Raw genomic sequence first — 21,494 nt, forward strand, 5'->3', positions numbered from 1 at the left:
TTAAAAAAGCCTTTTATCGCAAACACTATAAATGCTCCATTAAGCAATATTTTTTTAGGAACACAGCAGAGAAAGAGAGGGATCATGATGGCAGATCAAGATCGCACCAATGAAGAGTATGACCTCCGATACAGCGAGCGAATTGGTGAAGCAGATGCAGCAGATTATTCAGAAGAAGCTGCTGCAGAAATAGCGGCGCCGGGTGTCTATGACAGGTCGCTTGATCGGGATGAGAAAATCGAAAAAGAAGCAGTTCAGGCCGATTATTCTGAGGAGACCTCTGCAGAAATAGCAGCGCCAGGTGTCTACAATAGATCATTGGACAGGGATGATGAGAATGAAACCGCTGCAGCCGGCAGAGGAGTCGGTTATGCAGCCCTGGCACTTTCCATTTTATCTTTGTTTGTGCTGCCGGTTCTTTTTGGAGCAACAGGAATTGTCCTTGGTTTTATCGCAAGAAGAAGGGGTTCAGAAAGCCTTGGAGGCTGGGCGATTGCCATAGGAGCCATTTCCATTATTGTCGGTATGTTTATACTCCCGTTTTTTTAGAAAAAAAGAAAAAAGCCTGGTTTCCAAATTTAATTTGGTGCCAGGCTTTTCTGTTTAATTTATTGTGGTTCTTTCTATGGCTGCAGGCTTTCTGCCTGTGCTTTTTCTTCTTCCTGTTTTGCAAAATATTCTTCAGCGATTTTGTCGATTTCGATCTTAAGTTCCTCGACCATCGTTTCTTCCGGAACCTTCCTTACAATCTGGCCTTTGCGGAACAGAAGGCCTTCTCCGCGGGCGCCGGCAATGCCGATATCAGCTTCCCTGGCTTCACCAGGTCCGTTAACCGCACAGCCCAATACAGCAACCTTAATGGGCGCTTTAATTTTTTGAATATATTCTTCCACTTCATTAGCAATGCTGATTAAATCAATCTCAATTCGTCCGCATGTTGGACAGGAGATCAGTGTGGCAGCATTGGAGGATAAGCCAAACACTTTAAGAAGTTCCCTGGCAACCTTGATTTCTTCAACCGGGTCTGCACTCAATGAAATCCTTAATGTATTTCCAATACCTTTGCTTAAGATTGCCCCGAGTCCGGCGGCGCTTTTCACAGTACCGGCAAAAAGTGTGCCTGATTCTGTTATACCTAAATGAAGAGGGTAGTCAAAAGCTTGTGAAGCTTTCTCATATGCTTCAATGGCCAAGTTCACATCGGAAGCCTTCATAGAAACGATGATGTCATGAAAATCAAGGTCTTCTAAGATTTTAATATGATGAAGGGCGCTTTCAACCATGCCATCTGCTGTAGGGTATCCGTATTTCTCGAGAATTCTTTTCTCAAGAGAACCTGCATTAACCCCGATCCGGATTGGTATTCCTTTTGCTTTGGCAGCCTTGACGACGGCTTCCACTTTTTCTCGTTTGCCGATATTTCCGGGATTAATGCGGATTTTATCTGCTCCGCCCTCGATAGCCTTAAGAGCCAGCTTGTAATCAAAGTGGATATCAACAACAAGAGGTATGTTAATTTGTCTTTTAATATCTGCTATGGCATTTGCAGCTCTTTCATCAGGGCAAGCAACACGTACGATCTGACAGCCTGCTTCTTCCAGCCTTTTAATTTCAGCTACAGTTGCCTCAACATCATGTGTTTTTGTAGTGGTCATGCTCTGGATAAACAGTTCATTGCTTCCGCCAATTGTTAAAGGCCCAACTTTTACAGGCCTAGTTTTCGTGCGATGTATAATTTCACTCAATGGAGATTCGCTCCTTTTTATCTATTCATACAACAGCTGAGTAGTAAGCTGTTAGAGAAGGTCCACTCTATTGTATCAATGAACCGCTGATATTGACAAGAATGATGATTAGTTGTCATGACTATATTTTGGGAATTTATAGGTTTCACCGGATTTTATTTCTTCTGGCTGCATTCCATTGTTCAATTCCGAGAAGTCAGATACCACCTGGTCTATGCCGACCGGAATTGGCCCATCAAGGTTTAGTTCAATTATTGAAAGAACTGTCTCTCCCGGGTTGACCTTTTTCTCAAAAAAGCCAGTGTCTGTTTCTGCAGTTGGAATTGTGCTGGCCTCCATAGACGGGTTTTGCCCAGCTGGGAGTGTACCATGATTCAGATCATAAAAGATTACGTAAATTACAAGGACTGAAAGCAATACTCCCGCAATTTTCTTCATATTGGACAAACCTCCTGGAAATAGCATGTTTACCCAATATGTATGCTTGTCCTATTGTGCTTAGACCAACAAAAGATCTCTTTTTATTATTCTGCAGACACAAGAGATTTATTTTAACCCAAAATAAAAAACGTGCGGGGTGCACGTTTTATTTTGGGTTATGAGCAGGTACTTCCTTAATGGCAAGCAGAAGAATAATAAGGGAAACAAGCCAGTTAATAATAGCCCCGTTTTGCACGGTGGTTTGCAGGGCTGACATGATAGCAAAGAAGATGGCCGGCAAAGTTATGCTGTAGGCAGACATACGCCATAACTGTCGGTATTCCAGTTTTTTGGCAAGAGCTTTTTTGATTAGAAGGCCAGCCAGTGCTAACAGGGATATCTCAATAAATCGAATGCCAGCTGCAAAAATATAAATGACAATTCCTATTAAGGGAATAATAATCGGCATAAGAGATTCTGCAGAAGCAAGGAACTCGGACAGATCACTTTTGGAAATTGTGCCGCCAGACAGCATCGAGTAGGGATATGTCTGTTCCTGTCCCTCTGCACGTATGTAGACTTCAGTTGTTAGTAAAGCAATCGTATTGCTGCTTTCGTTTAGAACTGAAGGATCAACTGTACCTGTCGAATCAACAATGATTGTAAAGTCATTCTTGCTGATGGTAACTGGTGCTTTTTCATCCGTGTAAAGCTGTCCATCTGTTATTTCAAAATGGGGTAATTGATTGTCAATGGTTTCATCAATAGCATTTAAGCCACTAATAATTCCTGCCCCTGAATAAAATACGGTTGGCAATACTGACAGCAGAGTAAGGAAAAACACATACAAAATAGTCTTGCCTATTCCCTGATGCCTGAATAAAGCAATATCTTTAGGAGAAAACAAACTTTTATAAAACTGAACAAAAATATTCATTTGCACACACCCTTTTTGAGATTCACATTCTTATTTTAGCCAAATCCCAAGGAGTTACAAGGGAAATACTCTTTTGGTATAAAAGCAATACTTCTACTGTCTTTGTAATGAAATTGTAATATTTGAGGTGAATGTTAAGGTAATGTAAATTTGGCTCAGATTATATTTACTTTTCTCATGTGTATCCTTAATAATTGTATGGGGTTTGATGAATCATGTCGAATAAATTATAGGGGTTGAAAATTGTGGAACTAAATGTTCAGCAAATGCTTTTTGAATTTTTGGGAGGACTTGGAATCTTCCTTTATGGAATCAAATTTATGGGTGACGGGCTCCAAAAATCAGCTGGTGACCGGCTGAGAGATTTATTAGATCGTTTTACGACAAATCCGCTAATGGGGGTATTGGCGGGTGTACTTGTCACCATCCTTATACAAAGCAGCTCTGCAACAACTGTAATAACAGTTGGTTTAGTATCCGCCGGGTTCATGACTTTGCGCCAGGCGATAGGTGTTATTATGGGGGCTAATATAGGAACCACGGTAACTGCATTCATCATTGGTATTGATATCGGGGAGTATGCTCTGCCGATTATTGCCGTAGGCTCAATCCTATTATTTTTCTTTAAAAAACAAAAAATCCACAATATCGGGCAAATTGTTTTTGGCTTTGGTGCGTTATTCTATGGGCTGGAATTAATGAGCGGAGGAATGAAGCCTCTTCGCACATTGGAATCTTTCCATGATTTGACCGTCAGCATGAGTTCAAATCCAGTTCTGGGTGTTGTTGTAGGAACAGTATTTACTGTAATCGTTCAAAGCTCGAGTGCAACAATCGGTATTCTTCAGGGCTTGTTTTCTGAAGAACTGATCAATCTGGATGCTGCACTGCCGGTTCTGTTTGGAGATAATATTGGTACAACCATTACAGCTGTTTTAGCTGCTATTGGAGCGTCTGTTGCTGCAAGAAGAGCTGCCGCTGTACACGTACTGTTTAACTTAATCGGTACAACCATTTTCTTGATTTTATTAAAGCCTTTTACGTTCTTAGTTGAAACACTTCAGGGTAAAATGGATCTGAATCCTGAAATGACTATTGCCTTTGCACATGGAATTTTTAATACGTCTAATACTATTATTCAGCTTCCATTTGTAGCTGTCCTGGCGTGGGTTGTGACAAAGCTTATTCCGGGTGAAGATGCGGTTGCTGATTATAAAGCAAAGCATTTGGATCCTATGTTTATTGAACAGTCACCATCGATTGCACTTGGACAGGCTAAGGAAGAAGTCCTCCGAATGGGAGCATTCTCTTTACGCGGACTTGAAGAAACGGTTCAGTATTTAAAAACAGGCAATCAAAAACATTCCGATACCGCATATCAATTAGAAGATGCGATTAATAACCTTGACCGCAAAATTACAGATTATTTGATTAAGCTCTCTACAAGCTCACTTTCAGCACATGAATCTGCCGAGCACACTGTGCTGATGGATACGGTAAGAGATATTGAGCGTATCGGTGACCATTTCGAAAATGTAATAGAGCTGATTGATTATAAACAGGCAAATAAAGTGTCCATTACTGATTCAGCCATGGCTGATCTGGAGCAAATGTTCAAATTAACTATTTCCACCGTGAAAGAAGCCATGCAGGCACTTGATCATAATGATAAAATTGCTGCAGAACATGTTGTAAAGAAAGAAGAAGAGATTGACAAGATGGAAAGAAAGCTCCGCAAACAGCACATCCTTCGATTGAATGAAGGACTTTGCACCGGGCAGGCCGGCATTGTGTATGTCGACATTGTCAGCAACCTGGAGCGTATCGGTGATCACGCGGTGAATATTGCTGAAGCTGTTTTAGGAGAAGAATAAGTGGTAAAATAAGCAGGGGATAATCCCTTGCTTATTTTATTTTAATGAAGAGGTGCTGATATTGGAGATAGTTTATTGGACACTGATTATTCTGTTGTTTATTATCGCTTTTGCGGGTCTGGTTTTTCCAATTATACCAAGTGTGCTGTTTTTGCTGGGCGGTTTTATCCTTTATGGAATCCTTTTTTCTTTTGAACCGTTTAACTGGCTCTTTTGGACGATTCAGGGGCTGTTTGTTCTTCTGCTGTTTGGAGCTGATTACGTAGCCAATATGATTGGCGTGAAAAAATATGGCGGTTCAAAAGCTGGTGTATGGGGAAGTACAATCGGCCTTTTAGCTGGCCCATTTGTCATACCTGTACTGGGAATCCTGATTGGCCCATTTCTTGGAGCGGTTATTGCTGAACTTGCAGTTAACAGGACAAACTTTAATGATGCATTAAAGATTGGATTCGGATCTGTCATCGGATTTGTCAGCAGCGCAGCAGCCAAAGCGGTGATCCAGGGAGTTATGATTATTTATTTTCTTTTTGTGGTTCTTTAAATAAGGCTGTTTTCGCTTGGTTTGGTTGCTTTATATATATTATTTACTGAGTTGATTGTAGCGGAAGGTGCGAGATCCTCGAAAATGCTATCGCATTTTCTTCGTGCGGTGTTTACTCAAGGATGCTTATTCAAAGTCCTGCGGGAGTAGCGGGACAGGTGAGACCCCGCAGACGCGAAGCGCCGAGGAGGCTCACCGAACGCCCCGCGGAAAGCGAGCACCTGGAGCGGAAATCAACGAGTAACATTGTCAGCGAAAAACAACTATTTATACGAAAAGAGACTTAAACTAGCAAACTCCTGCGGATAAAAAACACTAATTTGGATAATGTATATATGTAGCAAAGCATTTTGATTGAAACAAAAATCCAACTTTGGTAATCTTAATCTAAAGACCTTAGAAACATTATAAAATCTGAATTTTATAAATGATTGAATTGTTTCGGGGGCTGACCAAAAAAGATACATAGGGAGGAATTTTATTATGGCATTCGAATTACCGCAATTACCTTACGCTTACGATGCATTGGAGCCAAACATCGACAAAGAAACGATGAATATCCACCATACAAAGCATCACAATACTTATGTAACAAACCTTAACAATGCTTTAGAAGGAAACGAAGAGCTTCTTTCTAAAACTGTTGAAGAAGTGGTATCCAACCTGGATGCTGTTCCTGAAGCTGCCCGTACTGCTGTACGCAATAACGGCGGCGGTCATGCCAACCATTCTCTTTTCTGGCAGATTATTTCTCCAAATGGCGGCGGTGAGCCAACAGGTGAATTAGCAGATGCTATCAGCAGCAAATTCGGAAGCTATGACAGCTTTAAAGAAGAGTTCGCTAAGGCGGCTACAACTCGCTTTGGTTCTGGCTGGGCGTGGCTTGTAGTAAACAATGGTGAACTGGAAGTAACAAGCACACCTAATCAGGATTCTCCATTAATGGAAGGCAAGACTCCAATCCTTGGCCTTGACGTTTGGGAGCATGCTTACTACTTAAAATACCAAAACCGTCGTCCTGAATACATCAATTCTTTCTGGAATGTTGTTAACTGGGATGAGGTTTCTAAGCGTTACAGCGCTGCAAAATAATTATTCAAACAGCACGGCAGATTATATCTGCCGTGTTTTTTTTACATTGAATTTGCGGGGGTTCTTGTGCAAATTTCTAAATCATTGCATAACAGCACTGGCTTTGTAGGAGACTACCCTTAGAACTAAAGGGGAGTTTTTTTATGAGCAGATTTAAAAAACTGATCGGTGATGTCGATTTAACAAAAGATTTAACATTGCTATTGTTTATTGGCGGGCTGTATTCTTTAAGTGCTGCCCTTTCAAACACGTTTGTAAATATTTATCTCTGGAAGCAGTCTGGTGAGTTCAGTGATCTGGCTTTGTATAACCTGGCCATTGTTGTTCTGCAGCCTTTGACTTTTATTCTGGCGGGGAGATGGGCGAAGAAGATTGACCGTGTCATTGTACTTAGAATCGGTGTGATTTTTTTAGCCCTTTTTTATCTGACCGTACTGTTTATAGGAACAAACGCCTCGAATTTCTTATTGCTTCTTGGGGCTCTGCTGGGGGTAGGGTACGGGTTCTACTGGCTTGCTTTCAATGTACTCACTTTTGAAATAACTGAGCCGGAGAACCGGGATTTCTTTAACGGCTTCCTTGGAATACTAACATCCGTTGGGGGTATGATTGGCCCGATTGCAGCGGGTTTCATTATTTCAAGGATGGAAAAGTTCACCGGCTATTCTGTTATCTTTGGGATTTCCCTGACCCTTTTTTCAATAGCTGTCTTTTTAAGTTTTTTTCTTAAAAGGCGGCCGGCAGATGGAAGGTATTTATTTAGAAGAATCCTTGCAGAACGAAAAAACAGCCTGAATTGGCGCATGATTACAAATGCCCATTTTTTTCAGGGGCTCAGAGAAGGAACCTTTATATTTGTCATATCAGTTTATGTCTTCATATCAACTGGCAGTGAACTTGCTCTTGGTACATACGGTTTGGTCAACTCAAGTATATCTTTTTTAGGGTATTATCTTGTGTCGAGACTTTTGAAAAAGGAGTATCGGAAAAGAGCCATACTGGTCGGCGGATTAGTACTGTATGCGGCCATATTCTTTATTGTATTTGATGTCACGTATCCAAAGCTGCTGATGTATGCAGCTGCGATTGCTGTAGCATATCCTCTCCTGCTTGTGCCTTATATCTCATTAACCTATGATGTCATTGGCAGAGGCTGGAAGGCTGCGGAGATGAGGATTGAGTATATTGTCGTCAGGGAAATCTTTTTAAATGCAGGACGTATTGTATCAATTTTAAGTTTTTTAGCTGCGGTCACTTTTTTTCAGGAAGACAAAAGCATCCCTATACTTCTCCTGATAATAGGAGCCGGACATTCAGTCATTTATTTTTTCGTCAGAAAAATTCAATTTCAGTCTGCATGAGAGAGGAAATCCTCTCTCTTTTTTTTACCAATAAAATTATCTTTGTCGAAAAAGGGTTCTTTATAGAATTTATTGTTATTTTCTTTTAGAATGGGACTATGAGACTTTTTAAAGGAAGTGTGCGTAATTTGAATAGGAAGAAAAAGAAGACCCATGTTCCTTTCCGTCTGAATATGCTCTTCTTTGCTGTATTTTTATTGTTTTCTATGCTGATCCTCCGGCTTGGGATGGTTCAGATTGTTTATGGCGATGATTATAAGCGTGAGATTGAAAGAACGGAAGATGTTACAGTCAACAGCCCGGTGCCAAGAGGTAAAATGTTTGACCGAAATGGACAGGTGATTGTCGATAATACCCCGCAAAATGCCATCACTTATACTAATAATGGGTATAAACAGGATGAAATGCTTGAGGTGGCAGAAAAGCTGGCTAAGCTGATAGACAAAGATACCAAAAAGGTTCAGGAACGCGATAAGAAAGATTACTGGATCATGAAGAATCCTGAAAAGGCAGAAAAAAAGGTTACTAAAAAAGATAAAGAAGAACTTGAAAAGAAGTATGAAGGTAAGGACAAGGAGCTGGATAAGGCCATTTATCAGCTCACTTTGGATCGGATTACAGAAGAGGAATTAAGTGAATTGACAAAAGACGATCTTGAAGTCCTTGCTATATACAGAGAATTTACAAGCGGATATGCTTTAACACCCCAAATTGTTAAAAACAAAAAAGTAACACCTGAGGAATTTGCAGTTGTCAGTGAAAATCTGCAGGTTTTACCAGGTGTTGATACAACAACCGACTGGGAAAGATATTATGCCTTTGGAGATACTTTGAAATCAGTCCTTGGAAAAGTAACAAGCTCTGATGAAGGTCTTCCGGCTGAACAGATTGAATACTACATGGCCCGTGACTATAGCCGAAATGACCGTGTAGGGAAGAGTTATATCGAGATGCAGTACGAAGAAGTGCTTCACGGCCAAAAAGCAAAAGTGAAAAATATTACGGACAAAGCCGGGAATGTACTTGAAACTATTCCCATTACAGATGGTCAAAGAGGCAAGGACCTTGTGCTGAGCATTGATATGGATCTTCAGAAGGAAGTTGAGAAAATCATTGAAGAGGAATTACGTAAAGCCAAGGCATCTTCTGGAACTGCATTATTGGACAGGGCATATGTAGTACTGATGGACCCGCATACCGGAGAGGTACTTTCAATGGCCGGCAAAAAGATTGTGAAGGATAAAGATACAGGCCAATCTGAAATGCAGGACGATGCATTAGGCAACATCACGACTACTTATAATGTCGGTTCAGCTGTAAAGGGTGCTACAATACTTACCGGCTATAAAACAGGGGCTATTAATCCAGGAACTGTTTTTTATGATCGTCCTTTAAAAATTAAAGGAACACCTGTTAAAAAATCCTGGAGAAATTTCGGCCCTTTAAATGATATTAATGCTCTTAAATTTTCCTCCAACGTTTATATGTTCGAAACTGTCATCAGGATAGGCGGAGGGAAATATGAGTTTGAGAAGCCATTATGGATAGATAAAAAAGCGTTTAGTACTGTAAGGGAATCCTTTGCTCAATTCGGTCTTGGCGTCCGGACAGGAATTGATTTGCCAAATGAGCAAACAGGCTTTAAAGGAATGAGTACATTGCCTGGTTTCATGCTTGACCTTTCAATTGGACAGTACGACACCTATTCCAACATGCAGCTTGCTCAATATGTTTCTGTCATTGCCAATGGCGGCAATAGGATGGAGCCTCATATTGTAAAGGAGATCCGTGAACCATTAATGGAAAATAATGAACTTGGCCCTATTGTTCAGGAGATGGAGCCAAAGGTTCTAAATAGAGTCGAACTGGAAGATGGCTGGATGGACCGTGTCCAGGAAGGTTTCCGCAGAGTCATGCAGGAAAAAGGCGGAACAGGTTATTCCTATTTTGCGGGCAAAGAGTATAAACCAGCGGGTAAAACAGGTACAGCAGAGGCCTTTTACGATGGACCTGAGCGCAGCAAGTTTGGAAAAGAGCCTCCTGAGGTCATGAATCTCAGTCTTGTTGGCTATGCACCATCAGAGAATCCCGAGATTGCCATGGCTGTTTTAGTTCCATGGGCTTATCAGGGAAGCGTGGATCACGGAGCGAATAAAAAAATTGGTGAACGTGTCCTGGATGCCTACTTTGAGCTTAAAAAGGAGCGTCATAAGAAAGGCAGCGACAGCAAAGAGTCTGTTCAAAAAGTGGAAAATATTGATGAAGTAATTGAAGGGCAGGAAGATGCCCGCAAAGAAAATGAATAAGCTTGATGAACTGTCTCCCTATTTAATAGGGAGACAGTTTTTTTGTCTTAGTATCTTTGATATCTAAATTTACGTTGTACCTCTAATTCGACATATTTACACAAGAATTGCTGACATTTACAAAAGCTTTACAATCAGTTAAAACCGGGTTAACAGTCAACCCTTATTCTAAATGCGTAGGACAAAACAACCAAATTTCTTAGGGGGAATTCAGGAATGAAACGTCTTAAAAAAATGAGCCTATTACTAATGCTATCAGCCGTAATGGCATTCACTGCAGCATGCGGAGGCGAAGAAGGCACCAGCGCCAATGGAGATAACAGTGAAGAGCTGGAGGGCAGCGTGGTTATAGACGGTTCTGGAACAGTTTATCCATTCATGGCACGCATGGCTGAAAATTATATGGGTGAACAGGAAAATGTCTCTGTAGAAGTAAGCCGCTCCGGAACATCAGCCGGCTTTAAGAAATTCCTTGCCGAAGACGGAACTGACTTTAATGATGCTTCCCGATCAATTAAAGATGAAGAAAAGGCACAAGCAGAAGAGCTTGGAATTGATGTACAGGAAATGAAGGTTGCTTTAGACGGTATTACAATCGTAATTAACAAAGAAAATGACTGGGCTAAAGAGCTTACACAGCAGGAAGTTGTTGATATCTTCCTTGCAAGTGCAGGAAAGAAAAAATGGTCAGATGTTCGCCCTGATTTCCCGGATGAAGAAATTCAGACATATGGTCCAAATGAAAACCACGGCACTTACGAATTTATGTTTGAAAATATTCTCGAAGAACAGGATCTTCCTGAAAATATTAACCTGCAGCAGGATTACTCAACTTTAGTGGATCTTGTATCTAAAGATAAAAATGCTATCGGATTCTTTGGCTATGGTTACTATGACAGCAACAAAGACAAATTGTCTGCAGTAAAAGTTGACTTTGGCAGCGGACCTGTTGAGCCATCATTAGATACAATCAAGGAAGACGGAGATTATGCTCCATTTACTCGCCCTGTGTTCACATACCTGAATACTAATATGGCGAAAGAAAAGCCGCAGGTACTGGACTATGCTATCTATACAATGAAAAATGCACAGGATATTGCAGCAGAAACAGGATTCGCACCATTATCAGATGAAGATGTCCAGGCTTCTCTGGATGCTTTGAACGGATTGAAATAAGAATAAGTTTTGCCATGGGAAGATGAGAAGTTTGCCTTCTCATCTTCTTATGATGTGCATGTAAAGAGTTCTCTTTGGATGAGAGTGCTGAAAGGGGTTTTACACTTGGCTAAAAGTGCTGTTGAATACGATAAAAAAAAGCTGAATGTACGAGAAATCATTCAGCAAAAGAAAAAAACTCGAAGTGTCAATAATTACACAGAAAAATTAATACCGAAAATTTTATTTGGAATAGCTGCAATTTCTGTTTTTACTACTATTGGAATTGTACTAACCTTAATTACGGAAACAATCGCCTTTTTTAAAGACGTTCCTTTTATAGATTTCTTTACAGGCACTCAATTAAAGCCTTTAGGAGAAAATGCTGTCTTTGGTGTTCTGCCCTTGCTGACGGGAACAATTATTTCGACTTCAATAGCTATGCTGGTTGCTATTCCAGTGGGACTGATGACAGCCATATTTTTAAGTGAATATGCATCAGAAAGAACACGAAAGGCCTTAAAGCCTCTTCTTGAAATCTTGGCAGGTATTCCTACTATTGTTTATGGATTTTTTGCTTTTACGTTTGTAACACCTTTACTAAGATCTTTCATTCCTGGTCTTGAACCAACAAATATATTAAGCCCCGGGATTGTAATGGGAATCATGATTATCCCAATGGTAGCTTCCCTTTCTGAAGATGCAATGAGTTCTGTACCAAATGCGATGAGGGAGGGTGCTCTTGCACTGGGGGCAACAAAGCTTGAGGTTACCTGGAAAGTGGTTGTACCAGCAGCCATTTCGGGTATCATTGCTTCGTTTGTGTTAGGAATTTCCAGAGCAATCGGGGAAACGATGATCGTCACCATTGCGAGCGGAAGTTCGAAAAATTTTACTTTTGATGTTACACAATCCATGCAGACTATGACTGCTTATATTGTGGAAGTAACAGGCGGGGAAGCCGCCGCAGGAACAACCTTATACTATAGCCTCTACGCTGTTGCAATGACATTGTTTGTGTTTACGTTAATAATGAACCTTCTTGCTCAGTATATCTCTCGCAGGTTCAGGGAGGAATATTAATGAAATATGTAGATACAGAACAAGTGCATAAAAAAATGGGCAGCCGCCTGCTTGCCAATATCATGGCTAAAACACTATTCTTTTTGGCCACTTTATTCGGCATGGTTGTATTAATTGTATTAATCTACCGGGTCCTCGCTGATGGTTTAAGCTGGATCAACATGGATTTTCTGATGAATCGCTTATCAACAGATCCTGGAAGGGCTGGAATCTGGGGAGCCATAACAGGAACATTTTGGCTGATGCTTGTAGTTGCTCCAGTAACGATGATTCTTGGAGTAGGCACAGCAATTTACCTTGAAGAATATGCAGCCAAGGGCCGTGTTTCTTCATTTATTAAAACGAACATTTCCAACCTGGCGGGCGTTCCGTCAGTTGTTTTTGGAATCCTTGGATTAACTGTTTTTGCAAGAGCATTAGATCTGGGTTCTGTAGTTCTCGCAGGAGGACTAACGATGGCACTGCTGGTTCTTCCTGTTGTAGTAGTTGCCAGCCAGGAAGCAATCCGTGCTGTTCCCCAATTTCTAAGAGAGGCATCTTACGGAATGGGAGCGACAAAGTGGCAAACGATTAAAAATGTAGTACTTCCTGCAGCATTACCTGGAATCCTTACGGGGGTTATTCTTGCACTATCGCGGGCAATAGGCGAAACAGCGCCATTGGTAGTTATTGGAATACCGGCATTGTTAATACCTGTTCCTGATGGAATTTTTGATAAATTTACGATCCTGCCGGTACAGATTTATTATTGGACCATCGACTCTGCACTAGTAGCAGAATATGCAAACCTGGCAGCTGCAACAATTGTGATATTACTAATTGTTTTATTCGCGATGAACTCAATAGCCATCTTAATTCGGAATAAGTTCCAAAAAAGATATTAGCCTGGGAGGTTTTCTGAAATGCCTGTAGTGACAGAAAAAACAAATCAATATGTAAAAAAAGAAAGCATAACTCAAAATTCAGCAGAAAACAAAAAAGTTGTTTATAATACCAAAGATCTAAATCTTTGGTATGGTGAAGGCCATGCTTTAAAAAATATAAATTTAGCCATCAATGAAAATGAAGTAACGGCAATTATCGGACCATCAGGATGCGGTAAATCCACATATATTAAAACGCTGAACCGCATGGTTGAACTTGTGCCTTCAGTAAGAATTTCCGGTGAAATCTTATACCGGGACCGTAATATTCTTGATAAATCATTTAAAGTGGAGGATTTAAGAACCAATGTGGGGATGGTTTTTCAAAAGCCAAATCCATTTCCTAAATCCATTTATGAGAATGTAGCATATGGACCGAAAATTCATGGTATACGCGATAAAAAAATCCTTGATGAGATTGTTGAGAAAAGTTTGAGAGGTGCCGCCATTTGGGACGAAGTTAAAGATCGCCTGAATCAGAATGCATATGGCCTATCAGGCGGGCAGCAGCAGCGGCTTTGCATTGCACGCTGTCTTGCAATTGAACCGGATGTCATCTTAATGGATGAGCCTACATCTGCACTTGACCCTATCTCTACCTTAAAAGTAGAGGAGCTGGTGCAGGAGCTTAAGGAAGAATTCAGTATTATCATCGTTACTCATAATATGCAGCAGGCAGCCCGTATTTCTGATAAAACAGCTTTCTTCTTAAACGGTGAAGTAATCGAGTTTGCTGATACAGATAAGATATTCTCTACCCCTTCAGATAAGCGGACTGAAGATTATATCACCGGACGATTCGGTTAATCGAATGATTATGAAAGAATACAAGCATTATTATATGGATGAAGGGGGATTACAATGATGGCAGTACGTGAAAGGTTTGACTATGATCTTCAGGAGCTTCAAAAAATGCTTATAGAAATTGGCAATTTTGCAATAGAGGCTCTGCATAGATCAGTTGAAGCACTTGAAACCCAAAACATTGAATTGGCACTTGAAATCATTGATGACGACAATCAGGCTGATATTCTGTATGAGGAAATAAATGATTTAGCCATTCTCCTAATTGCAAAACAGCAGCCAGTGGCTATTGACCTCCGCCGCATCATTGTGGCTATAAAAATCGCAACAGACATCGAAAGAATTGCAGACTTTGGAGTGAATATTGCAAAGTCCACCATACGGATTGGGTCAGAGCCGCTAATTAAGCCGATTGAACATATAAAGAAAATGTATGAAATTTCAACTGAAATGCTGCGTCTATCACTGGAAGCTTTCACTGAAGAAGATACTGCAAAGGCCAAAAAAGTTGCCGATATGGATGATCAGGTCGATGACCTCTATGGTGAAACCATTAAAGAGCTGCTGCAAATTAATCTGCAGAAACCGGAATACCTGCCGCAGATCACCCAGCTTTCATTTATTTGCCGTTATTTAGAAAGAGCAGCTGACCATGTTACAAATATTTCAGAGCATATTTTTTATTTGGTTAAAGGACGCCAGTATGATTTAAATAATTAACAAGAAAAGCGGAAGCGCCTTGCCGCACAGGAGCTATTCAATAAAAAAAGCTAAAAGGAATCTTAACCTTTTAGCTTTTTGTTATGATTTTAGCAATTTCTTTATAGCTCATATTATGGTTCAGTTCAAATGTGCCCAGCTGTATTTTTTTGCTGTACCCGTATTCCTCCATGTAATTGCCGAAGTCTGCTGCCTGGTCGATTACACTTGCTTTTTCAAGCAGTGACGCGATTTCCCCGGGTGTCATGCCGCTCTCAATGGTTAGCTGATAGACTTTCTGAGACTCTTCTTCCTGCTCCGTATTTTCCTCAGCAGGTTCTTCTTTTACTTCCTTATTCTCGTTTTGGTCTTTAGCGTCCTTCTGCTGTAAGAGAGTATATTCTTCGTTTGTTAATACAGTGTAGCCGTGTGCCTGCAGGAATGTTTTTGCGCTGTTTTCATCGATTATTCTATTTTCAGTTTGCTCCGGTTTATTCAAAAAGTAGGCTGTGCCAAAGGCTATGACAGCAATAAGGATGCCAAATGCAAATGCCCTGGTATTTCTTTTATTCATAGCTTTGGCCCCTGAATTTCATTTCTGTTTGAATGGTCCTTACTTCATCAGGAGAGAGTGAAGATTGTCTTGCAATTTGTTCTACTGACAGCCCTTGCCTGGTCAGCAGCATCACCTGATTTTTTATTATTTCATGAACTTCCCTTTTTTCTGCAGAATGAATAGAAGGCTCTGCAGGAACGTGCTGAGTAAAAGGTTCATCCGCCACGAGCAGCTCTTCTTCCAATACTTTTAATTTCTTTTTAATTTGATACATTTCCTGGATTTGCTGCATGGACATTTGGTCCATTTCATCGCGCAGCTCTTTATAAGGATCTCTCAAAAACACTGAAAGAATAAATAGCCCTATAGATAAGATTAATAATGACAGTAAGATTGATTCCAATAAAAGTCACCTCTAATTCATTGCACAGAAATATTTTAACATCTAAATTGACAAATTTCGATATATAATCCATAAACAGGTGAAATTTAAAGATAATTGTCGCTGAAGCTCTGTCGAATTAGAAGCTCAGCAAACGTTTTAAAAGTTTTTTCTGTTTGAAATCGGGAAGGCATGTGCTTTCGCAAGAAGCGACAATTTCCGTTCATTGTAGGCTGTCCATATCAGTGATAACATTGAGTTATATAAATAGTCATAAAATTTTGCTTTTTGTCATATAGAACCCTTTTTCTATGAAAATAATTGCAAGAGGTGCCGTCATGATAGATGAAATTATTAAGCTTCGCCGCAGGGGGCTGTCATTCCGTAAAATCGCCAGTAAGCTTGATACAACAGTAGGAAAAGTACAGTACCAGTGGACCAAACTTATCCAAAATAAAGGGAAGCGCGACAGCGGGGAGTCTTTAGGGGGAAAATTAATATCTGAAGAAAATATCGTGCAAAATCAATCGAAGGATCATTTGACATTAACACGCTCAAGCGATGATAAGGCAAAAGTATCCTGGAGATTGTCTATTCAGAAGGTGAAGATGCTATCACTATACTTGGACAAGCCAGTATCCTCCTTGAGAAAATCTTTAAGAATCTATGATGTTACCGGGGTTGTTTTTAACGGAGCCAATTCGGTCTGTGATCATGAAGTTATCCTGTCCGATCATTCTGAATGGACCTTTAAAGGGCTCAAACCCGGCAAAGTGTATTGTGTTGAGCTGGGCATTAAAATAACAGATATTCATTTCATCCCGTTACTGCGATCAGAAGCACTATATACTTCTGAGGAATCACCTTCCCAAGGAAAAAATGAATCTGAGGTTCAGCCTGCATGGACGGTAAATGTGAGTACATACACCTATTATGAATCAGTGAGTGAAGGAGAAGGAAAAGAATGATGGACTCGGTAACTTCAGAACTAACGAATAATAGTCTCATTAATAATAAACCTAAAATCCTTCTTCTTACCTGGGAGTATCCTCCCCATGTAGTAGGCGGTTTATCAAGGCATGTGTATGGACTCGCAGGAGGATTAAAACAGGATTATGAGGTTCATATACTGACTGCTAATCCCGGCACTCTTTCCAGCTATGAACATATAAACGGTATCTATATCCACCGGGTTAAGCCGCTGAATGAAAAAGATCCTAATTTTCTGCACTGGATTTTGGGATTGAATTTGGCGATGGAACAAAAAGCCATTGAACTGTCATCCTTCCACCACTTTGAAATCATTCATGCACATGACTGGCTTGTAGGTGCATGCGGCCTGTCCTTAAAGGAGAGCTTGCACTGTCCTTTAATTACAACTATACATGCAACAGAATATGGAAGGAATAATGGGATTTACACAGAATTGCAGAAATTTATCCATACAAAAGAAGAGCAGCTGATCATTGGATCAGATCAGGTTATTGTCTGCAGTGAATATATGAAGGAAGAGGTACTTCAGCAATTTTCAATTGCCAGGGAAAAAATAGCTGTTATCGCAAACGGAATCAGCAAAGAAACACTTCTTGATGATCCTGACAGCTTATTGGAAAGGCTTCCGGTAAAAAAAGGCGGGAGACTGATATTCTCCATTGGACGGATGGTAAGGGAAAAAGGGTTTGAAACCTTGATTGAGGCAGCGCCAATAATAAAAGAGAAGTATCAGGATGCTTATATAATCGTTGCCGGCAAAGGTCCTATGCTTGAAGCACACAGAAAAAAAGCAAGAGAACTGAAGGTTGATGATGTCATACTATTTCCGGGATTTATAAATGACATGCAAAGATTAGCTCTCTTTCAGAAATGCGAAATCGCTGTTTTTCCAAGTTACTATGAGCCATTTGGTATTGTAGCCCTCGAAGCAATGATCACAGGAAAGCCGGCGATCGTATCCAATACAGGTGGGTTAAAGGGAATTGTTAAACATGAATATTCCGGGCTGTTCATGGTTCCAGGAGATCCACACAGCTTCGCAGAACAGGCTTCTGCTCTTCTAGAGAACCCTAAAGCCGCCGATACAATTGGCAAACAAGGTCAAAAGGTCGCAGAAAGCCTATTCAGCTGGAGGCGCATTGCTGATGAAACAAATAGAGTATTTCAAGAAACCCGGATCAGCCAGAAGCTTGAAGATCTGGTGTGATATATTTTACCTGCCATTCAAATCATGTTAAAAAAATTATAGAAAAAGGTGCATAAAGATGAATACATTAAATTGGATTCAATCTGATGTTTATGAAGAAATGGAGAAAGCGCCGATCGGGAAATTGAGGATGATTCCCGGATTATGGATAGATGGGAAAACTTACTGGATGGAAAATGTCAGTAAAGAAATGTTTCCTGATGAAAATATTTCTGTACAAATTAAAACAGAAAAAATCCACTCTAAAATTTCCTATTTTAGATGCTATATTACGAACCATGCGGACGAGCCCAGAACGATTAAGCTTCTATTGCAGCACAGACATGAGTTTTCTTCCCGTGAACAACTTACTTTCATTTCCCCCGCAGAAAATGTCATCTTTCATATGGCTGGTTCCAAGCTGTTTTTGGTCAATGGCCAGCTAAACGGCAAAAAAATGGAAGAGTGTACGATTCAGCCATACTGGAACATTTTCAGTGACCAAATATGGAACTGCAAAAAGAAGGGAACATTAAAATACCACCCTATGGCTCAAGGGAATGCAATAAGCATCTTCGCACTTAATGCAGTATTTAATGGCAGAGGAACAGCAGAAGGGGAGTCATGGATTATCAGCGGAAACAGCAAATCAGAAACGCTTCAGTATAACAGCCTGCTGATAGACAGGGTTAAAGAGGATACTTTTAAAAAAACGTACTAGCATTTCGATTTAAAAAATGATATTATAGAAAAGTCGTATGAACGAACTAGTTTGAACATAGTTTGGAGGGAAATTACATGCGTGTAAACATTACGTTAGCTTGCACAGAATGTGGAGATCGTAACTATATTTCTAAAAAAAATAAACGAAATAATCCAGATCGTCTTGAGCTTAAAAAATATTGCCCAAGAGACAAGCGTTCGACTGCACATCGCGAAACAAAATAAGCGGTAGGATCATTCCTACTGCTTTTTTTGTTGACTTTTTTTATGGGTATCCTTGCCTTTTCTGGATAAATTATTGTTAACTTTGCAAAAACTGGAGGTTTTTACATGGAAATTGATAAGAAGGTCCTTAGGAAGCAAATGCAGGATCGGTTGAAGGAATTGAGCAAGCCTGAGTATGAACAGCTATCCTATCAAATTGCCACAAGCCTTTATAGCACCCCTTTATGGAGCCAGGCCAAAACGATAGGAATAACAGTTTCAAAGGCGCCTGAGGCTGATACATGGCAGATCATCAGAAGAGCTTGGGGTGAAGGGAAGAGGGTTGTTGTCCCGAAGTGCATACCTCAATCAAAGCAAATGGAGTTCCGTGAATTGAATAGCTTCATGGATTTGGAGTCAGTGTTTTATGGATTATGGGAGCCAAATCCTGAAAAAACGGATGAAGTCCGCAGTGAAGAAATCGATGCTTTAATCGTTCCCGGACTGGCATACATGAAAAATGGTTTCCGGCTTGGGTTTGGTGGAGGATATTATGATCGTTTTCTCGAGCATTATAAAGGAAGAACGGTTTCACTGGCTTTTGAAATGCAGGTTATAACACGCTTTCCAGTGGAAAACCATGACAAGCCGGTGGAAATGATTATTACCGATCAGCAGGTGTGGGCATCCGGTGATGCTTGAATCCATTGCTATTATTATTTTTATATTGATCACATCCCTGGCCGGATATTATTTCAGATTACTGACCTTTTCAGGCAGTATAGCGGCATTCATTGTGGGTGCGGCAGCAGGCTGGGGATTTGGTTTTTATGGCCTTCTAGTCCTGGGGTTCTTTTTTGCAAGTTCAAGCTTCTGGTCAAAATTTAAAAGCCATAAAAAAAAGCAATTCGAAAATAAGCATGCAAAAGGATCAAGGAGGGATTGGCAGCAGGTTGCTGCAAATGGAGGCATAGCTGCAATTGCCAGCATATTTTATCTGCTGGATCCATCACAGGTTTGGCTGATAATGTTTCTTATCGGACTCGCTGCAGCAAACTCGGATACATGGGCATCAGAAATTGGCTCATTAAGTCAAAAACCCCCCATTTCTCTGAAGACCTGGAGGACAATCGAAACGGGTACTTCCGGTGCTGTCAGCTCTCTGGGCACACTTGCAGCTTTGTCAGGTTCTTTTATAATAGCCCTTCTATCAAATGTGCTGTTTGACATTACAATTTATGAGGTTTTACTGATTGGAGTTTTTGGGTTTGCAGGGAATTTGATTGATTCTTTATTGGGTGCTTTTCTTCAAGCTGAATACAAGTGCCAGATATGCAGTTCAAACGTGGAAACAGCCGAACATTGCGGGCAGCCGGCCTCATTGATAAAAGGCTGGCATTTTGCAGATAATGATTTTGTTAATTTTTTTTCAGGTTTAGCTTCTGCCTCGGTGGGAATGCTTCTATATATCTTATTGGCATAAAGGGACTTTGCTGTTCTCTACACTTAAGTAAAGGGGAGTTATTATTATGAAAAATCGGGTAAACAGAGTGGTGCTGATCGGAACTGGCTTCGTTGGATCAAGCTATGCGTTTGCACTATTAAATCAAGGTGTTACAGAAGAACTGGTGCTGATTGATTTAAATAAGGATAAATCTGAAGGAGATGCCATGGACCTGAATCACGGCATGCCCTTTGCCCCTTCCCCAACATCGATCTGGTTTGGAGATTATTCCGATTGCAAAGATGCTGATTTGGTTGTCATTACTGCTGGAGCGAATCAAAAACCCGGTGAGACCCGCCTGGATCTTGTAGAAAAAAACTCTAAAATCTTTAAAGGAATAGTTGAGCATGTCATGAACAGCGGTTTTGATGGCATTTTTCTGGTTGCGACAAATCCAGTGGATATTCTCACGTATGCTGTCTGGAAATACTCCGGGCTCCCAAAAGAAAGAGTAATTGGATCCGGAACAATATTGGATACGGCCAGATTCAGATTTCTGCTGGGTGAATATTTCAAGGTCGATACGAGAAATGTTCATGCGTATATAATAGGTGAACACGGAGATACTGAATTGCCTGTGTGGAGCCATGCCGATATTGCAGGGAAAAGCATTGAAGACTGGATGAAGAAAGAAGAGAACTATAGGCAGGAAGATCTTAATGGGTTATTCCTTAATGTCAGAGATGCAGCTTATCATATTATCGAGCGAAAAGGTGCGACTTATTATGGAATAGCCATGGGTCTGGTCAGACTGACGAAAGCCATCCTTCAGAACGAAAATTCCGTCCTTACGGTGTCAGCTTATTTAGATGGGGAATATGGTCATGAGGATGTTTATATTGGGGTGCCTGCTATAGTCAATAGAAATGGCATTCGTGATATTGTTGAACTTCACCTAAACACCGAAGAGAAGAATCAGTTTACCCATTCAGTTAATGTTCTCAAGAAAACGATGGAACCAATATTGAAGGATTAAATTTATTTTGCTATAGAGAATGGATAA

23 protein-coding genes are annotated in these 21,494 nt (G+C 40.5%); 18 read left to right on the forward strand and 5 right to left on the reverse strand.

Features of this window, described 5'->3' with window-relative positions; all coding sequences use genetic code 11:
• Nucleotides 1-87: 87 nt before the first annotated feature.
• Nucleotides 88-549 carry a DUF4190 domain-containing protein gene (locus BK139_RS09055; protein ID WP_483310642.1) on the forward strand — a complete coding sequence of 154 codons (462 nt, stop codon included), beginning with the start codon at nt 88-90 and terminating at the stop codon, nt 547-549.
• 74 nt (nt 550-623) lie between these two features.
• Here the strand turns inward: BK139_RS09055 and ispG are convergent, their stop codons facing one another.
• The 3 genes from ispG to BK139_RS09070 form a co-directional block, all read right to left on the reverse strand.
• On the reverse strand, nt 624-1,736 hold the full coding sequence (gene ispG / locus BK139_RS09060) for a flavodoxin-dependent (E)-4-hydroxy-3-methylbut-2-enyl-diphosphate synthase (protein WP_175609095.1): 1,113 nt from the start codon (nt 1,734-1,736) through the stop codon (nt 624-626).
• Between the two features lie 117 nt (nt 1,737-1,853).
• Nucleotides 1,854-2,183, reverse strand: coding sequence for a hypothetical protein (locus tag BK139_RS09065; protein ID WP_076258026.1), 330 nt, complete (start codon nt 2,181-2,183; stop codon nt 1,854-1,856).
• A 148-nt stretch (nt 2,184-2,331) separates the two neighbouring features.
• Nucleotides 2,332-3,102 (reverse strand): DUF1189 domain-containing protein, encoded by a 771-nt coding sequence (locus BK139_RS09070; protein ID WP_076258027.1) that lies wholly within the window; start codon nt 3,100-3,102, stop codon nt 2,332-2,334.
• Nucleotides 3,103-3,368: 266 nt separating this feature from the next.
• On the opposite strand from BK139_RS09070, the gene BK139_RS09075 reads away from it, so the two are divergent.
• The 10 genes from BK139_RS09075 to phoU all read left to right on the forward strand — a co-directional run bounded on the left by BK139_RS09075 (nt 3,369) and on the right by phoU (nt 14,964).
• Nucleotides 3,369-4,976, forward strand: coding sequence for a Na/Pi cotransporter family protein (locus BK139_RS09075; protein ID WP_483310645.1), 1,608 nt, complete (start codon nt 3,369-3,371; stop codon nt 4,974-4,976).
• Between the two features lie 61 nt (nt 4,977-5,037).
• The gene (locus tag BK139_RS09080) at nt 5,038-5,520 is read left to right on the forward strand and encodes a DUF456 domain-containing protein (RefSeq protein WP_076258028.1); all 483 of its coding nucleotides are present in this window, start codon (nt 5,038-5,040) and stop codon (nt 5,518-5,520) included.
• A gap of 483 nt (nt 5,521-6,003) precedes the next feature.
• Complete coding sequence (locus BK139_RS09085) at nt 6,004-6,612, forward strand: superoxide dismutase (RefSeq protein WP_076258029.1); 609 nt, start codon at nt 6,004-6,006, stop codon at nt 6,610-6,612.
• Between the two features lie 143 nt (nt 6,613-6,755).
• Nucleotides 6,756-7,973, forward strand: a complete 1,218-nt coding sequence (locus BK139_RS09090; RefSeq protein WP_076258030.1) for an MFS transporter — start codon at nt 6,756-6,758, stop codon at nt 7,971-7,973.
• Nucleotides 7,974-8,101: 128 nt separating this feature from the next.
• Entirely contained in the window at nt 8,102-10,279 is a 2,178-nt protein-coding gene (locus BK139_RS09095) for a peptidoglycan D,D-transpeptidase FtsI family protein (RefSeq protein WP_076258031.1), read from the forward strand.
• Between the two features lie 216 nt (nt 10,280-10,495).
• Nucleotides 10,496-11,455, forward strand: a complete 960-nt coding sequence (locus BK139_RS09100; RefSeq protein WP_076258032.1) for a PstS family phosphate ABC transporter substrate-binding protein — start codon at nt 10,496-10,498, stop codon at nt 11,453-11,455.
• A 78-nt stretch (nt 11,456-11,533) separates the two neighbouring features.
• Nucleotides 11,534-12,517, forward strand: coding sequence for a phosphate ABC transporter permease subunit PstC (gene pstC / locus BK139_RS09105; protein ID WP_483310643.1), 984 nt, complete (start codon nt 11,534-11,536; stop codon nt 12,515-12,517).
• On the forward strand, nt 12,517-13,401 hold the full coding sequence (gene pstA / locus BK139_RS09110; protein WP_076258034.1) for a phosphate ABC transporter permease PstA: 885 nt from the start codon (nt 12,517-12,519) through the stop codon (nt 13,399-13,401). Before pstC ends, pstA begins: the two co-directional genes overlap by 1 nt.
• Before the next feature lie 18 nt (nt 13,402-13,419).
• Complete coding sequence (gene pstB / locus BK139_RS09115; RefSeq protein WP_076258035.1) at nt 13,420-14,247, forward strand: phosphate ABC transporter ATP-binding protein PstB; 828 nt, start codon at nt 13,420-13,422, stop codon at nt 14,245-14,247.
• A gap of 57 nt (nt 14,248-14,304) precedes the next feature.
• Nucleotides 14,305-14,964 (forward strand): phosphate signaling complex protein PhoU, encoded by a 660-nt coding sequence (phoU, locus tag BK139_RS09120; protein ID WP_048011127.1) that lies wholly within the window; start codon nt 14,305-14,307, stop codon nt 14,962-14,964.
• Nucleotides 14,965-15,034: 70 nt separating this feature from the next.
• On the opposite strand, the gene BK139_RS09125 is transcribed toward phoU, so the two are convergent.
• Nucleotides 15,035-15,517 carry an MltG/YceG/YrrL family protein gene (locus BK139_RS09125; protein ID WP_076258037.1) on the reverse strand — a complete coding sequence of 161 codons (483 nt, stop codon included), beginning with the start codon at nt 15,515-15,517 and terminating at the stop codon, nt 15,035-15,037.
• A complete protein-coding gene (locus BK139_RS09130) occupies nt 15,510-15,902 on the reverse strand; it encodes a hypothetical protein (RefSeq protein WP_076258038.1) in 393 nt (130 codons plus the stop codon). Before BK139_RS09130 ends, BK139_RS09125 begins: the two co-directional genes overlap by 8 nt.
• Before the next feature lie 317 nt (nt 15,903-16,219).
• Between BK139_RS09130 and BK139_RS09135 the strand changes: the two genes are divergently transcribed.
• The 7 genes from BK139_RS09135 (at nt 16,220) to BK139_RS09165 (ending at nt 21,467) form a co-directional block, all read left to right on the forward strand.
• Nucleotides 16,220-16,849 (forward strand): DUF4912 domain-containing protein, encoded by a 630-nt coding sequence (locus BK139_RS09135; protein WP_286148361.1) that lies wholly within the window; start codon nt 16,220-16,222, stop codon nt 16,847-16,849.
• Complete coding sequence (locus BK139_RS09140; protein WP_076258039.1) at nt 16,846-18,081, forward strand: glycosyltransferase family 4 protein; 1,236 nt, start codon at nt 16,846-16,848, stop codon at nt 18,079-18,081. The genes BK139_RS09135 and BK139_RS09140 overlap by 4 nt, the downstream gene beginning before the upstream one ends.
• A gap of 58 nt (nt 18,082-18,139) precedes the next feature.
• Nucleotides 18,140-18,781, forward strand: coding sequence for a hypothetical protein (locus BK139_RS09145; protein WP_076258040.1), 642 nt, complete (start codon nt 18,140-18,142; stop codon nt 18,779-18,781).
• Nucleotides 18,782-18,858: 77 nt separating this feature from the next.
• Entirely contained in the window at nt 18,859-19,008 is a 150-nt protein-coding gene (rpmG, locus tag BK139_RS09150) for a 50S ribosomal protein L33 (protein WP_053434400.1), read from the forward strand.
• Between the two features lie 105 nt (nt 19,009-19,113).
• Complete coding sequence (locus tag BK139_RS09155; RefSeq protein ID WP_076258041.1) at nt 19,114-19,689, forward strand: 5-formyltetrahydrofolate cyclo-ligase; 576 nt, start codon at nt 19,114-19,116, stop codon at nt 19,687-19,689.
• Nucleotides 19,682-20,470, forward strand: coding sequence for a DUF92 domain-containing protein (locus tag BK139_RS09160; RefSeq protein ID WP_076258042.1), 789 nt, complete (start codon nt 19,682-19,684; stop codon nt 20,468-20,470). Before BK139_RS09155 ends, BK139_RS09160 begins: the two co-directional genes overlap by 8 nt.
• Before the next feature lie 46 nt (nt 20,471-20,516).
• The gene (locus tag BK139_RS09165; RefSeq protein ID WP_076258043.1) at nt 20,517-21,467 is read left to right on the forward strand and encodes an L-lactate dehydrogenase; all 951 of its coding nucleotides are present in this window, start codon (nt 20,517-20,519) and stop codon (nt 21,465-21,467) included.
• The last annotated feature ends 27 nt before the right edge of the window (nt 21,468-21,494 follow it).

The sequence above is a fragment of the Paenibacillus sp. FSL R5-0490 genome (assembly GCF_001956215.1).
Lineage (GTDB): Bacteria > Bacillota > Bacilli > Bacillales > Cytobacillaceae > Cytobacillus.